The organism is Halalkalicoccus paucihalophilus (genome assembly GCF_001593955.1).
Classification (GTDB): domain Archaea; phylum Halobacteriota; class Halobacteria; order Halobacteriales; family Halalkalicoccaceae; genus Halalkalicoccus; species Halalkalicoccus paucihalophilus.
Genome location: NZ_LTAZ01000004.1, coordinates 15814 through 29673, shown reverse-complemented (window position 1 = coordinate 29673; position 13860 = coordinate 15814). Strand labels below are relative to the sequence as shown.

At 66.3% G+C, this 13860-nt stretch carries 17 protein-coding genes; 4 read left to right on the top strand and 13 right to left on the bottom strand.

What is annotated here, in order from left to right; all coding sequences use genetic code 11:
• Positions 1–64: 64 nt before the first annotated feature.
• Both thsA and HAPAU_RS05195 read right to left on the bottom strand, forming a co-directional pair.
• On the bottom strand, positions 65–1741 hold the full coding sequence (thsA, locus tag HAPAU_RS05200) for a thermosome subunit alpha (RefSeq protein WP_066380406.1): 1677 nt from the start codon (positions 1739–1741) through the stop codon (positions 65–67).
• A gap of 127 nt (positions 1742–1868) precedes the next feature.
• Positions 1869–2429: a KH domain-containing protein gene (locus HAPAU_RS05195; protein ID WP_066380404.1), complete on the bottom strand. Its 561-nt coding sequence runs from the start codon at positions 2427–2429 to the stop codon at positions 1869–1871.
• A gap of 143 nt (positions 2430–2572) precedes the next feature.
• Here HAPAU_RS05195 and HAPAU_RS05190 point away from each other — a divergent pair, with 143 nt between their 5' ends.
• Positions 2573–3382: an HpcH/HpaI aldolase family protein gene (locus tag HAPAU_RS05190; RefSeq protein WP_066380402.1), complete on the top strand. Its 810-nt coding sequence runs from the start codon at positions 2573–2575 to the stop codon at positions 3380–3382.
• 42 nt (positions 3383–3424) lie between these two features.
• Here the strand turns inward: HAPAU_RS05190 and HAPAU_RS05185 are convergent, their stop codons facing one another.
• From HAPAU_RS05185 to eif1A, 3 genes are all read right to left on the bottom strand, one after another.
• Complete coding sequence (locus HAPAU_RS05185) at positions 3425–4201, bottom strand: alpha/beta fold hydrolase (protein ID WP_066380400.1); 777 nt, start codon at positions 4199–4201, stop codon at positions 3425–3427.
• 210 nt (positions 4202–4411) lie between these two features.
• Complete coding sequence (gene rio1, locus HAPAU_RS05180) at positions 4412–5278, bottom strand: serine/threonine-protein kinase Rio1 (protein WP_066380398.1); 867 nt, start codon at positions 5276–5278, stop codon at positions 4412–4414.
• A gap of 74 nt (positions 5279–5352) precedes the next feature.
• Positions 5353–5643, bottom strand: a complete 291-nt coding sequence (gene eif1A / locus HAPAU_RS05175; RefSeq protein ID WP_066380396.1) for a translation initiation factor eIF-1A — start codon at positions 5641–5643, stop codon at positions 5353–5355.
• 84 nt (positions 5644–5727) lie between these two features.
• On the opposite strand from eif1A, the gene HAPAU_RS05170 reads away from it, so the two are divergent.
• Positions 5728–5916, top strand: coding sequence for a DUF7470 family protein (locus tag HAPAU_RS05170; protein WP_066380395.1), 189 nt, complete (start codon positions 5728–5730; stop codon positions 5914–5916).
• A 15-nt stretch (positions 5917–5931) separates the two neighbouring features.
• Here the strand turns inward: HAPAU_RS05170 and HAPAU_RS05165 are convergent, their stop codons facing one another.
• The 5 genes from HAPAU_RS05165 to HAPAU_RS05145 all read right to left on the bottom strand — a co-directional run bounded on the left by HAPAU_RS05165 (position 5932) and on the right by HAPAU_RS05145 (position 11183).
• The gene (locus HAPAU_RS05165; RefSeq protein WP_066380391.1) at positions 5932–7899 is read right to left on the bottom strand and encodes a DUF460 domain-containing protein; all 1968 of its coding nucleotides are present in this window, start codon (positions 7897–7899) and stop codon (positions 5932–5934) included.
• Positions 7900–8031: 132 nt separating this feature from the next.
• On the bottom strand, positions 8032–8952 hold the full coding sequence (rnz, locus tag HAPAU_RS05160) for a ribonuclease Z (RefSeq protein WP_066380389.1): 921 nt from the start codon (positions 8950–8952) through the stop codon (positions 8032–8034).
• Between the two features lie 46 nt (positions 8953–8998).
• Positions 8999–9928, bottom strand: coding sequence for a GTP cyclohydrolase MptA (gene mptA / locus HAPAU_RS05155; protein WP_066380388.1), 930 nt, complete (start codon positions 9926–9928; stop codon positions 8999–9001).
• Positions 9929–9977: 49 nt separating this feature from the next.
• A complete protein-coding gene (locus HAPAU_RS05150) occupies positions 9978–10802 on the bottom strand; it encodes an NAD(+)/NADH kinase (RefSeq protein WP_066380386.1) in 825 nt (274 codons plus the stop codon).
• Positions 10803–10853: 51 nt separating this feature from the next.
• On the bottom strand, positions 10854–11183 hold the full coding sequence (locus HAPAU_RS05145) for a hypothetical protein (RefSeq protein WP_066380384.1): 330 nt from the start codon (positions 11181–11183) through the stop codon (positions 10854–10856).
• Between the two features lie 357 nt (positions 11184–11540).
• Between HAPAU_RS05145 and HAPAU_RS05140 the strand changes: the two genes are divergently transcribed.
• Positions 11541–12227, top strand: coding sequence for a helix-turn-helix domain-containing protein (locus tag HAPAU_RS05140; protein WP_066380383.1), 687 nt, complete (start codon positions 11541–11543; stop codon positions 12225–12227).
• Positions 12228–12234: 7 nt separating this feature from the next.
• On the opposite strand, the gene HAPAU_RS05135 is transcribed toward HAPAU_RS05140, so the two are convergent.
• Entirely contained in the window at positions 12235–12576 is a 342-nt protein-coding gene (locus HAPAU_RS05135) for a ferredoxin (RefSeq protein WP_066380381.1), read from the bottom strand.
• An 80-nt stretch (positions 12577–12656) separates the two neighbouring features.
• Between HAPAU_RS05135 and HAPAU_RS05130 the strand changes: the two genes are divergently transcribed.
• Positions 12657–12953, top strand: coding sequence for a DUF3784 domain-containing protein (locus HAPAU_RS05130; protein ID WP_066380379.1), 297 nt, complete (start codon positions 12657–12659; stop codon positions 12951–12953).
• Here HAPAU_RS05130 and HAPAU_RS05125 read toward each other — a convergent pair whose 3' ends face one another.
• A complete protein-coding gene (locus tag HAPAU_RS05125; protein WP_066380377.1) occupies positions 12954–13499 on the bottom strand; it encodes a peptidylprolyl isomerase in 546 nt (181 codons plus the stop codon). It lies immediately after the preceding gene.
• Positions 13500–13544: 45 nt separating this feature from the next.
• A complete protein-coding gene (locus HAPAU_RS05120) occupies positions 13545–13778 on the bottom strand; it encodes a hypothetical protein (RefSeq protein ID WP_066380375.1) in 234 nt (77 codons plus the stop codon).
• Between the last annotated feature and the right edge of the window lie 82 nt (positions 13779–13860).

Here is a 13860-nt window from a genome sequence, read left to right as displayed (position 1 = left end):
GAAACGGGAAGAAGTCGATTCGTCGGTCGGGTGGTTGGTCGATGGTACGGACGTGTGACCTATTTCACATCGCGCCGCCCATGCCGCCCATTCCACCCATACCGCCCATGCCGCCCATTCCGCCGCCGCCCGGGGGCATCTCGTCGTCGCCGCCGTCGTCGCCGTCGACCTGCCCGCCGGAGAGGTCGCCCGCGGCGATGACGTCGTCGATACGCAGGATCATCACGGCCGCTTCGGTTGCGCTCTCGATGGCCTGCGTCTTGACTCGGAGGGGCTCGACGACGCCTTCGGCTTCCATGTCGATGACGTCACCGGTGTAGGCGTCCAGCCCCGCGGCGGTCGCGCCGCCGTCGTGCTGGCTGCGCAGTTCGACCAGCGAGTCGATCGAATCGAGACCCGCGTTCTCCGCGAGGGTGCGGGGGTTGACCTCGAGTGCGTCCGCGAAGGCCTCGACGGCGAGCTGTTCGCGCCCGCCGACCGAGTCGGCGAAGTCACGCAGCGCGAGCGCGAGTTCGATCTCGGGTGCGCCGCCGCCGGGCAGGACCTTGCCGTCCTCGAGGGTGACGCGAACGACGCCCATCGAATCGTCGATGGCGCGCTCGACCTCGTCGACGACGTGCTCGGTGCCGCCGCGCAGGATCAGCGTGACCGATTTGGCCTCCTCGACGTCCTCGACGAAGATGCGCTGGTCGCCGCCGATGTCCTTCTGTGCCACGGAGCCGGCGAAGCCGAGGTCGTCCTCGTCGAGGTCGTCGACGCTGGAGACGACGCTCCCACCGGTCGCGCGGGCGAGTCGCGAGAGGTCCGAGTCCTTCGCGCGCCGGACTGCGATGATGCCCTCCTGTGCGAGGAAGTGCTGGGCCATGTCGTCGATGCCGCTGCCGACGAAGACGACGTCCGCGCCGACGTCCTTGATCTGCTGGACCATCTCCTCGAGCTGGGACTCCTCCTGGTCGAGGAACTGCTGGAGCTGGTCGGGATCGGTGACGTTGACTTCGGCGTCGATCTCGGTTTCCTTGACTTCGAGTGCGCCGTCGAGCAGCGCGACGTTCGCGTCCTCGGCGAAGTAGGGCATGTTGTCGTGGACGCGCTCCTTGTCCACGATGACACCCTCGATGAGCTCGGACTCGGCGGTCGCGCCGCCGACGACCTTCTCGACTTTGACGTTCTCGGTGTCGATGCCGTCCTCGTCGGCCACAGCCTGAACGGCGTCGACGACGAGTTCCGCGAGCACGTCGCGGGCGTTCTCGGCGCCCTTGCCGGTCATCGCGGTCGCGGCGATCTGGGTCAGGACGTCGGTGTCCTCGGCGTCGACGTCGATCGCGATCTCGTCGAGGACCTCCTTTGCCTTCTCTGCGGCCTGTCGGTACCCCTGTGCGAGCGTGGTCGCGTGGATGTCCTGATCGAGGAGTTCCTCGGCCTGCTTCAGGAGCTCACCCGCGACGACGACTGCCGAGGTGGTGCCGTCCGCGACCTCCTCCTCTTGGGTCTGGGCGACCTCGACGATCATGTTCGCGGCGGGGTGCTCGATGTCCATTTCCTTCAGGATCGTGACGCCGTCGTTCGTGACGACGACCCCACCCGAGGAGTCGACGAGCATCTTGTCCATCCCTTTCGGGCCGAGCGTGGTTCGTACGGACTCGGCGACGGCCTTCCCGGCCGTGATGTTCATCGACTGTGCGTCCCGTCCGGACGTGCGCTGGCTGTCGTCCGAGAGTACGATAAGGGGCTGGTTACCCATCTGCTGAGCCATGGTCAGGAGAAGGATTGTTTGTGCTTCTATATAAAAGCACCGGAACCGGTCGTCGCAGGCGTGGGAACTGCTGTCTTCCCACGTCGTGACAGGTTATCGCACGGATGTTTATATACTACGCCGACTCCCCGCCGGAGAAGCGGTGGTAGCTCAGGTCGTCGCGTTTCTGCTCGTTGTGTTTGCGTTCGAGGAAGGAGTAAGCCGCGCCGTGAGGGGCCCCCTCTAGGAGCATCTCCGCCGCTTCGCGGACCATAGAGACCTGTTCGGGCCGCCCGATGACACCCATCGTCGACCCGTAGATGACGACGTTCGCTCCCGAGAGCTCCTCCATGATCTGGCGGGTTCGCCCGCCCTCGCCGATGAGCCGGCCCTTCTTTCGCTGGAGGTCCTTCTTGTTGCGGGCGGCGGCGTCGATGTCGATCAGGTCGAACAGCATCACGTCGTCCTCGAGCAGTTCCATGGCGTCCTCGGGGGCGAATCCGCGCCCGATCGCTCGGACGATCTCCGGGCCCTTGAGTCCAGTCACGGGGTCGCCGACGGTTTCGACCTGCACCGCCCCGTTCTCCGAGTCGACGTCGAGGCGCACCTCCGCACGCGATTCGATCTCTCGCAGCGTCTCACCGCCCGCACCGATCAGCGCGCCGACGCGGTCCTGCGGAATCTTCACGTGGTTCATATCCGATCTACTGGCTCGGTTAGGTTAAGCGTTCGGCCATCGCTCGACGGATCCGGCTCTATCGGCCCGTCGAAGGCGGGACGCCCACGGGATGCGAACCGCCCTCGTACTTATGCGACCGCTACGCGTAGTGGGAACGAACCATGACACCCGATTCCGACGCCGGCGACGACCGCGTGCGACGGAACTCCCTCCGCGCCACCGTCGAGGACGGCGGTGTCGCGCTGGGGGTGCTCGACGACCTCTACAGCCCCGAAATGGTCGAGGTCTACGGCGAGTTGGGCTTCGACTTCGTCTGGCACGACCTCGAACACGCCGGGCCCTCACCCCGCGACGCCGACGCGCTCGCGGGTCTGCTCCGGGCCGCGGAACTTGCGGGAACCGAACTCCTCATTCGGGTTCCCTCACCGGACCCGGCGACGATCCGCAAGGCGCTCGATACCGGCGTCAGGAACCTGTTCGTCTCACACGTCGAATCCGCCGAGGAGGTCCGTCGGGCTGTCGAGGCCGCGCGCTTTTCGTACGACGGCGCGCCCGGAAAGCGGGGCTTCGCGAACCCGCGGGCGAGCCGGTGGGGCCGAACGAGGGACTACGTCGAAGTCGAGGACCGCGAGACGATGATCGGCGTCACGGTCGAGGAGCCGGCGGCCGTCGAGGAAATCGAGGAGATCCTTTCGGTCCCCGAACTGGGGTTCGTCTTCCTCGGCCCGCTGGATCTGGCGGTGGCGATGGGCCATCCGGGCGAACCAGATCACCCCGAGGTCGAGGAGGCCGTCGGGACGGTCGTGTCGGCCGCCCGCGACTCGGATGTCGCGATCGGCGGGCTGGGCTTCGGCGAGGATGACGTCGCCGAGAAAATCGACGACGGCTATCAGATCCTACACACGGGTTCGACGACCGCCGCCGCCGCGGGGGCGCTCGAATCGTGGCCCGAACGGTTCGGCGACCGCTGAGCGTCCGAGCGTGACCGTCTCGAAGGCCGATTTCAATCAGTCTCAGCCGGTGGTCTGGAGGATCAGGCGCGTCGCCTCCTCGGGACGGTCCCAGTGGGGGTAGTGGCCGGCCTCGTCGAACCAGTACAGCCGAGCGTCGGGGAACCGTTCCATCGCCCGACCCGCCTGACGGGGAAGGGTGAGGCGGTCCTTGCGCCCCCAGCCGATCACGACCGATCCCGGCGTGGAGTCGGCTCCCTCCTGTGGGGGCCCGAACGCCAGCCGATCCACCAACTCGTCGAACACTGGCGAGTCGGCGAAGGTCCGTAGCTCCTCGAGCGTGACGTCCGCGGGCAGGTCCCACGGGCGCGCCGAGAGCTGTGCCAGAAGCAGTGTCCGGCCCACGGCGCTCGCGGTGAGTGTCTCCATGACGGGCTGGAGCGCCCGGACGAGGCGGATCGACGGGGCGATGGTCGCGAAGAAGAAGTACTGCTCCCAGCCCTCCCAGAACCCGCCGGGATCGAGCGCGACGGTGTCACCGACCTCACCCCGGCGTGCGAGTTCGAGGACGAGCCGTCCGCCCATCGAGTTCCCGACCACGTCGACCCCGGCGAGGTCCCGAGCCTCCATGAACCCCTCGACCGCATCGGCGAGCGTGGCGATGGACGTCTCGCCGTCGAGCGGCGGGGTATCGCCGTGACCGGGCAGGTCGAGCGCGATCACCTCGCGCTCGGCGGCCAACCCGTCGAGCACCGGCCCCCACGACCGCCAGCTCCCGCCCAGCCCGTGGATCAATAGGAGCGATTCACCCGTGCCCCGACGGACGTGGTTCAGCTCCATCGGTCGGCCTCTCCCCTGCGGGGATGTCCGACCGTTCGACCGCCGTTCATCGGCTCGGTCGGTCGGCAGTCATCGCTACCGTCTCCGGCGCGGATCATAGGGGGACCCTATATGACATACGAGAAGTACTGTCGGTACGCGTAAAAGTGTGTGCCAATCAGCAGTGTCTCCGATCCTCCAGTACGGCCGTAATCGTATCCTCTCTGTGAATCACTCCTCGGCCACGGACTCGCCGGTGACGAAGGCGTAGAGGTCGTCGGCGTCGGTTTCGAGCCCCTGTCGGGTGAAGAAGTTCGTGACGTTTTCACAATCGCGCCGGAGGAACGCCTCGGAGTTAGGGTGATGAACGGTGACGGCTTGGCCCATATCGAGGAAGACGAGTTGGCCCTCGTGAAAGACGATGTTGTACTCGGAGAGGTCGCCGTGGACGAGCCCGGCGTCGTTGAGCCGGCGCATGTACTCCCGGACGACGTTGTAGGCCGTTTCGGGGTTCTCGATCTCGACTTCATTGAGGCGCTTTGCCCGCTCGCCGTCGGTCGCGATGTACTCCATTACCAGTACATTCCTCTCGACGGCGATCGGCGTCGGCACCCTGACGCCCGCCTTGCGCGCTCGTTCGAGGTTCGCGTACTCCTTTCGGGTCCACGCGAGCACCACCCGCTTTTTGTCCCCGCCGAGTTCCTCGAACCGGGGGTCGCCGATGAGGTACTCGCGCATGTCCTTGAAGTCGCTAGCGTTGATCCGGTAGATCTTCACTGCGACCTGTTCCTCCGCGCCGAGTGCCTCGTAGACGTTCGCTTCCTTTCCGGTGGAGATCGGCCCGCCGAACGCCTGGATGTGGCCGTGATGCACTAACCGATAGAGCGCCCGCAGGGTCGCCTCGTCGAAGACCGACGCCTCGACCTTGAACTGGTCTGCGTCCTTGATGCGCTTTCTGAACTGGTTGAACTCCCGGTCGCGTTTTCGTGCGACGCGGTCGGCCTCGGTGTCGGTGACGTCGATCTCCTCCCACTCGTCGCCAACCCCCTCCGCGCCGTCCGGATCGAGCAGGTCGAACTCTCCCTCCGTGTTGCCCATGGCACATCTACAGGTGCCAGCGATAAAAGTCCGGGTCCACACCGCGACCCAATCCGAAGGCCGAACGACGTGAGCTACCGGATGTGTCCTTCACGTCGGAGCTGGTCGGCATCGCTCTGCTCGTAGCGCCACGTCACGTCGGCCTTCTCGTCCTGCCAGTCCCACGGCTCGACCAACACGACGTCGTCCTCGCGGATCCAGACGCGCTTTCGCATCCGCCCTGGAATCCGTGCGGTCCGTTCGACCCCGTCGGCACACCGGACCGTGACCCGGTTCGCGCCGAGCATCTCGGTCACCGTGGCGAACACTTCGCCCTCCTCGGGCATCCGGAGGTCCTCTCGTCCCCCGTTTCCGTCGTCGCTCATACGCCGGGCTTCGACAGGTTGCGGTTTAAACCCGCCGGAGCAGTGCGTCAGGGGGTTTATACCGGCGGCGTCCCCAGCCCCGTCATGTTCGATCGACTCGGTCTCGCCGGTATCGTCGGCCTTCTGCTCGTTCTGGTCGGGCTCGCGCTCGTCGCCGTCGAGAGCCCACTGATCGCCGCCGGTCTCGGACTCGTGCTCGTCGGCCTCGGGCTCGCCGTCAAATCGCTCGTCTCGGGGATGCTCTCGGCTTTCGGGATGGGCGGGATGTTCTAAGCGGTCGTCACGCAGTCAGCGACTCTCGGCGCGGTGCTCGCTGATGACCTGATCGACCATCGAGGCGTTCTGCTCGCGGCGGCGCTCCTCCGCCCGGTCGCGCCAGCTCTCGATGACGGCCTCGACCTCGCTTTCGCGGGCGACGGCGAGTTCGTCGACCTCCTGAACCGTCACCTCGCTTGCATCCCCCACAGGAATTCCCGCCTCGAAGAGGATCTCGTCGGCGCTATCGGAGAGCCCGCCGTTCTTGAGGACGACCCGTGGCGGACTCTCGGCGAGCCGGCGGGCGGTCTTCGGCCCCGCCCCGCTCGCGTCTCGGAGCAGGATCACGTCGCCCTTCGAGAGGCCGTAGGCTTCCTCGGCGCGCTCGATCGCATCCATCGTGAACTTCTCAATGGGTTTTACCGGAATCAGATCCCGTTTCTCGCCGTCGACGTCCGCGAAGTTCGAGTGATCGAGCTTCCAGAGCTCCTTGAGCCGGTCGAGTTTTTCCGATAGCGCGTCGCGCTCCTCGCGGGCCTCGTCGCGCTCGCGTTCGAGGCGATCGGTCTCGCGTTCGAGGCGCGTGATCTCGCGTTTTCTCCTGATCTCCTTTCGTTCCTCGCTGCGACGCTTCGAGAGGTCGTCTTCGAGGTCCGCGATCCGCTCGTCACGTTCCTCGACGGTGCCCTTCAGGTCGTTCGTATGGTTCTTGAGTCGCTCGACCTGCGTTTCGAGGGTCGCGATCCGCTTCTGTTCGGGGCTGCGCTCGGATTCGGTGTGTTCCGTCGAGCCCTCCTCGCCCCCGCCGTCGTCCTCCCGGTAGGAGTCGAAGACGGCCTCGAGGCTCTCGCCACCGACTACGCGGGCGATCACCTCGCCGGTGTCGATTCGTGCGGGTGTCTTCCGGGCGATCCGCTCGAACTGATCGGCGTGGTCGTCGTGGGCGAACAGCGCCGCGGCCAGCGCGTCGCGCTCGTGGTCGTTGTCGTAGCCCACCTCGCGGGTCCGGTGCTGTTTCTCGTCGATCGGGAGGTCGGTTCCGGGGACCCAACTCGCCGCGTCGAAGCTCCGGCGGATCTTCTCGACGGTGTTGGGCATCGGCCTGACGTCCGCGGCGACGACGAACGGTCGGCCCCGCTCGATGATCCACTCGATGACCGCGGCGGTGTCGGCGGTTCGCGTGCTCAGGACGTCGAGCACCTCGCCGTCGATGCCGACGATTGCCACCGCGGTCGTGGTGCCGGGGTCGATCCCCACGAGGACGTGATCGCGACGTTTCGCGAGGGGCTCGAACTCGATGCCGTCGGTGCGCTCTCGCTCCATCTCGACTCGGACGTCGCCCGCCCGCCCCGTCGAGACAGGGATCTCGTGAGGATCGGCCTCGACGACGAAGACGGCGCTCGAATAGCCGCCGTACTTCTCCGTGACGTTCTGTTCGTACTCCAGACCCGCCCCGTCGAGGTTCGACTCGATCTCGCGGGCCCGTTTCCTGACCGCGCCGTGGATCCGTCGGGTGTAGCGATCCGCACTCCAGCCGCCCTTGCCCGTCGAGCGACCCCGAGAGACCTTCACCCGCGTGGTGTTGGTAAAAGCGCTGACCTCGTGGCCGACGTTGCCCGCCGCGAGCCGGGCGGCGGCTTCGGCCTCCTTCATCGGTTTCTTGCCGTACGGGACGCCGTGGCGCGAGGCGACCCGCGAGAGGGGTTCGGGTCGCTGTGCGCCGGTGACCTGCACGAGCGTGGTGTCGCTCGGAAGCTCCCTGAGAAAGCCCACGAGGGCGTCCTTGTCGGCGGCCAGTTCGTAGACGTTGTCCGTCGCGAGGATGTCGGGTTCCTCCCGTCCGATCAGCCGCCGGAGCTTCCGGTAGGAGACGACGTCCTTGTCGATGTGTTCGCCGTCGAATGCCACGACGGCATACGAGGGCGCGTCGCCCCGGACGTCCCCGCTTTGAATGTCGACGCCAAAAATCAGCGTATCGAGGGCACTCGTTCGCGCGCTCACGAACGGATGTACGGAAGCGAGATATATTAACGCCACGCCCGTTACGAAACGGCTACGATATGGGCCGGAGCTGCCCGGTTCGAAACGGTAGCATTCTCCCACATCGTCGATCGGTCTCCCGGACGATAGCTTCTATTCCGGGAACGGGACCTCGATCTCCATACCGTCCTCGGCGACAAAGGCCTCGTCGTGTTCCTCGCCGGCCTCGCGGGCGAGCCGGGAGGCGTCGCCGGCATATCGCGAGGAGATATGCGTCAGCGCGAGGCGTTTCACCCCGGCACGGGCGGCGAGCTCGCCGGCCTCGCGGGCGCTCGCATGCCCGGTCTCCCGGGCGCGCTCGGCCCAGTCGTCCCCGAAGGTCGCATCGTGGATCAGCAAGTCGGCGTCCTCGCTCGCGTCGACGGTTTCCTCGGTCGGGCGCGTATCGCCCGTGTACACGACCCGCCGTCCGGGACGGGGTGGGCCGACCACCTGCTCGGGCTCGATAACGGTGCCGTCCTCCAGTTCGACGGGCTCGCCAGCGTGGAGTCGCCCGAACGCCGGACCGACGGGCACGCCCAGCTCCTCGGCGCGCTCGCGGTCGAACCGGCCCTTGCGATCCGATTCGGTCAGGGCGTACCCCACCGACCGGGTGCGGTGTTCGGTCCGAAACGCACGGATCTCGTACTCCTCGCCCTCGCGAACCGTCTCGCCGGGGGCGACTTCACGGACCTCGAGGGGGTAGCCCAGCCGGGCGTCGAGCGCGCCCACGAGGTCCTCGACCGTGCGGCGGGTCCCACGAGGGGTATGAATAGTGAGCGACTCGGCCCGATCGTTGAAATCGAGCGTCTGGAGGAGTCCGGGGAGGCCGAGGACGTGATCGCCGTGGACGTGGGTGAGGAAGATCGCCGAGATCGAGAACCCCGTCCGAAAGCGCATCATCTGGCGCTGGGTGCCCTCCCCACAGTCGAAGAGCACCTCCTCACCCTCGCGGTTGACGTGGATCGCGCTCGGGTTCCGCTGGGCGGTGGGAACCGCGCCGCTGGTCCCCAGAAAGGTCACGCGTAAGGTCATTGGCGGCTCTGCGGGTGGCGCGCCTAAACGGGTGTCGGATCCGTCCTCAGTCGCCGTTGAACTCCTCCTTCAACGACCCCAGTTCCGCGACACGCTCGGCGTGGGCGTTGTGCTGGTGGATCGACTCGTCGTTGGACTGTTTCATCGTCACGACCGCGTCCTCTGGCAGGTCGGGGAACTCCCGGATGACGCCCTCGGCCATCGCGCGCACGCAGTCCTCGACGAACTTCGCGTCGGCGTGGGCCTCGTAGGTCATGTGGTCCTCGTCGGGCCGTTTCGCGAGGTTGTAGATCCGCGCGCTCATCGAGTCGCGAGCCACGTCGATCAGGTCGTTCAGGTCGACCTCGGGTGCGCCCTCGCTTTCGACGGTGATGGTGGCATGGCCGCGCTGGGAGTGGCCCGCCTGGGGTACCGTATCGAGGAACTCGGTGATGACCTCGTCGTCGACGTCGAGGTCTTCGAGAGTTCCGCGGGCGCGGGCGGCGGACATCCCCTGCGAGCACGGACAGACGGTCATTCCAGTGACTCGGGTCCCGATCTCCTCGCGGGTGCCCTCCTCCGTGGCGGTCGCGCCCGCGATGATGTCGACGGTGCCCTGCGTTTCTCGATTCGATTCGGGTGTGCGGTCGCGGGTCATGTACTCCGCCTCCATCGAGACCTCCGCCCGCGAGGTGTAGTCGTGCCGGGACAGCAGGCGTTCTGCGGCGTCGCCACAGACGTCCTCGACCCGGTAGGTCGGCTCGCTCACGGCGTCCTCGAGGATCTCGTTGATGACCTCCATGTTCCGACTCATGTCCGCGCCCTTTCGCCAGCTGGGGAGGTCGACGAACACGGAGAAGTCGGCCATCAGGACGATCGGGCGCTCGTCGGGGCGCGCGACCTTGACGAGTTTCTCGACGCCGGTAACCCCGACCTGGCTCAGTCCGACGGTGACCTCGGGGCTATCGGCTTGTACGTCCGGCAGTTGCCTGCTCATTGACTATGGGCTAGGGCCGACGGCGATTCAACGTTTCCATCTGGGGTCGTCAATCGAGTTTGCCCAGCGCCTCGAAGAAGTCCACCGGAGGGCCCGCGAGGTGTGCCGGCTCCGCGGCGAGACCGATCTCGATCTGTGCGGGGGGCTCGATGGCCCGCTGTTCCTTGCCGTCGCCGATGACGTAGGCCAGATCGGCGTCGTCGACCCGCACGGAGAGGGAGCGATCGTCGCCGACGACCAGCGACGGCATCGCCTCGGCGGCACACATCTCGGTGATCACGATCCCCGAGACCCCCGGATGGACGAGCGGCCCGCCCTCGCTCAGGTTGTAGGCGGTGCTGCCCGTCGGCGTCGAGAACAACACGCCGTCGGCGTGCCCGCCCGTATAGAGCGAGCCGTCCACCCGGACCTCGACCGTACAGCCCTGTCCGTGGCCCCGCTGGGGCCCCTGAACGACGATCTCGTTGACGGCGGGCATGAGCGACCAGTCCTCGCCACGGGCCTCGATCCGGGGGACCGGCCGCGAGCGGACGGTTCCGGTGCGACGGGCGTATGCGATTTCTTCCTGAACTGCGGCGACGGCGTCGGCGGGTGAGACGGCGTTCAGAAAGCCCACTTCACCCAGATTCACCCCCAGAATCGGGGTCGCGCCCACTCCACGGGCGGTAAAGAGGAAGGTACCGTCGCCGCCGATGCTCACCACGAGGTCACAGTCGCGCATCGCCGAGGGGTCGACGCCCGACGTCGAGAGGGCCTCGGCGGTCGCGGTGTCGATCCGAACGTTCGCCTCCTCCCCGCGGAGCGTTTCGATGAGCTCGTCGGCCAGGTTCGCCGCGCGGGCGTTGTCCTTCTGGGCGACGATGCCGACGTCCATACCGACCTTCCGCCCCGGCCGCCTAAAAACGCCTCGCCCGACGAGAATCAATCACTGAATCCGCCATTCGCGCCGCCGGATCGCCCCGTCCTCGACGGTGAGCACCCGTCCCAGATGGGGCTCGGGGAGGTCCTCACGTTCGATACGGAGTGCGGCGTCCGCAAGCACGGCGTAGGCGGCCTCCCGTTCTGTGACCTCGCCGAGTGCATCGACGACGACCGCCTCCCCCGTGCCGACCCGACAGAGCACCCGCCACGGCCGATCACGCTCCGTCAGTTCACCCACCAGACTCGGGCCGTCCTCGCGGGCGAGTTCGATCCGGTCGGGAGCCCTTTGCGTCCACGACCACCCCTCGGGGACTGTCGGTGGTTCGACGGTCATGCCCCCACGTTCGTCCTCGGCGTCTGTCGGTGTTCTCCCTGCGCTCGCCTGTGTACTATAGTTCCGGCCGAACGACTGTGGACGAATCGTACTCGACGGGAGAAAACGCCCCGCCCGGGATCGCTGTATGGTGCCTCTGACGCGTCCTCGAGAAACGCTGCCGTGTTTCCAACGGCGACCCGAAGTCGGGCCGATCGCCACTTAATTTCCACGATATCATAGATACATATAAATCTATTGACGAGTGGTATTTCGATTCGTTCACGTTCAGTAAGGGGTCAGACGCGAGGGTGAACGCCCAGAGGCGCGGTGTAGGATGTAGAAACCCCTATCATTATGCGTGGTTTTAGATGGACTATGGCGACGATCACCGATTTTCAGGTCCCCGTCGAGCAGTTCGCCCTCGCTGAGACCTTCGGGCAGGTCTCCGGTCTCTACGTCGAGATAGAACGGTTCGCCGCACAGGAGTCCGATTCGGCGATGCCCTTCGTCTGGGTCAGCGCAGACGACTTCGAGGCGTTCGAGGAGGCGCTGTCCGGGGATCCCTCGGTCGAGACGTTCGACGTCCTCGCCGAGTTCAACGACGAACGCTTCTATCGCATGAGCTGGGTCGACGAGGTCGAACTCGTGATGCATCTCCTGCTCGAAGAGGAGGGTGCGATCACGCAGGCGCGCTCGAACGGCGACACGTGGAGCCTGCAGGTGATGTTTCCCGATCACGACTCGCTGTCGCGGACCTACGACTTCTGCGAGGAACAGGGGTTGGATCTCACTGTCGACTCCATCTACCGCCTCGACAACGACGACAAATCACAGTTCGGACTGACGGAATCGCAGTACACGACCCTCGCGGAGGCCAAAGACATGGGCTACTACGACGTGCCACGCGAGGCGACGATGTCGGAACTCGCAGACAGCCTCGACGTCTCCCATCAGGCGCTCTCCGAGCGTCTCCGGCGGGCCCACGGGAACCTGGTCGATCGGGCGCTCTCGGCGTCGAACGCGAAACAGGAGGAGCGACAGTCGCTCGAAGAGCCCAACTGACGGCGCGTCACCAGTCGACGCTCAACGTCCCGTCGCCGTCCGGGTCGGGCGCGATCTCCTCGTCCGTGCGCCGGTCGACGACGTGGATCACGCCTCGGTCCTTCTTGGCGGGACACAACTCCGCCGCCCGGACGTTCTCCTCTAACTCCTCCTCGGTGATGAAGTACGACCGGGGTTTCGCGATCCCCGTCTCGAGGTCGAGTTCCCAGTTTCGCGACGCTTCGGCGCACTTGCCCGCCCCGAAGCACTTGTTCGCCTCGAAGACGATCTTGTAGGGTTTTTCCTCGATCGGCGGGGCATCCGATTCGCCGATCTCGCTCGGGCGGACGGCTTCCTCGCTGTCGCTCATACCCGGAAGACGGGCCGGGTCGGCTTTCGGGTTACGGTTCGGGCCGGTAGCGATATGCCGGTCCGTAGAGGATTTCGGATATGTCGCTCGCGCTCGCTGTCGTCCTCTGGATCAGCGGGTTCGTGACGATCGGACTCGGGCTACTGATCCGCAGCGGCCATCCCGAACTGATCTCGGGCTACGATCCCGAAACCGTGAGCGACCCCGAGGGATTGACGGCCTTCGTCGGCCGGTGGACGATCGCACTGGGGATGGTCCTCGTCGCGAGCGGGTTCGTTCCCGAGGCCCGCTGGGACAGGGGCTTTGCGGTCGCGTTCGTTGCCGTGACGCTCGCGGTCTCGCTGTGGATGCTCGTCGGCGCGCGCCGGTACTCGTAGTCAGTCGTGCTCGATCGTGACCGACTCGATCTCGATGGTCGTCGTCGGCTTGTCCTTCCCGTCGGTTTCGGTCCCCCCGATCGCCTCGACGACGTCCATCCCCTCGATTACCTCCCCGAAGACGGCGTGGCGGTCGTCGAGGTGCGGAGTGGGCGCGAGCGTGATGAAGAACTGCGAGCCGTTGGTGTTGGGACCGCTGTTAGCCATCGAGACCGTCCCCGCCGAGTCGTGGCGCAGCTCGTCGTGGAACTCGTCGTCGAAACTGTAGCCGGGGCCGCCCCGACCCGTTCCGGTAGGGTCGCCGGTCTGGATCATGAACTCGTCGATCACGCGGTGGAACTCGACGCCGTTGTACAGGCCGTCCCCGCGGGTCTCGCCGGATTCGGGGTCCTCCCACGTGGTGGTGTCGGGCGCGGGCTCGTCGCTTGCGGCCGGGTCGTGTTCGGCGAGGTTGAGGAAGTTCTCGACCGTTCGGGGCGCGCGCTCGTCGAACAGTTCGATCTCGATGTCGCCTTCCGTCGTGTGCAGCGTCGCGGTCGTAGCCATGGCTGGTCAGTCGTCGAGGCCGCGTAAAACGCTGGTGGTCGTCGGTTAACCCGTCCGCGGCGGGTTCAGCGCGACCGCGTCCGCGATGGCGAGCGCGCCGACGAGCGCCGCGTGGACGCCGATCGCGAGCGCGTTGCTCGTGACGAACGCGAGCAGGAACGCCACTGGGATCGTCACCAGCAGGAGGTCGTACCGCGAGAGGGAGGCGAGTACTTCTCGAAACCGCTCGATCGGATACCGCGTAGGTTCGTAACATGTCTGCCGAGTTATCGATCTCACCCCGCCGTACGATTCGTGATGGATTTACAAAAATCCGGTGCGGGATCGGCGAGATTGATGTGGGAGCCGACCACAGGGAGGG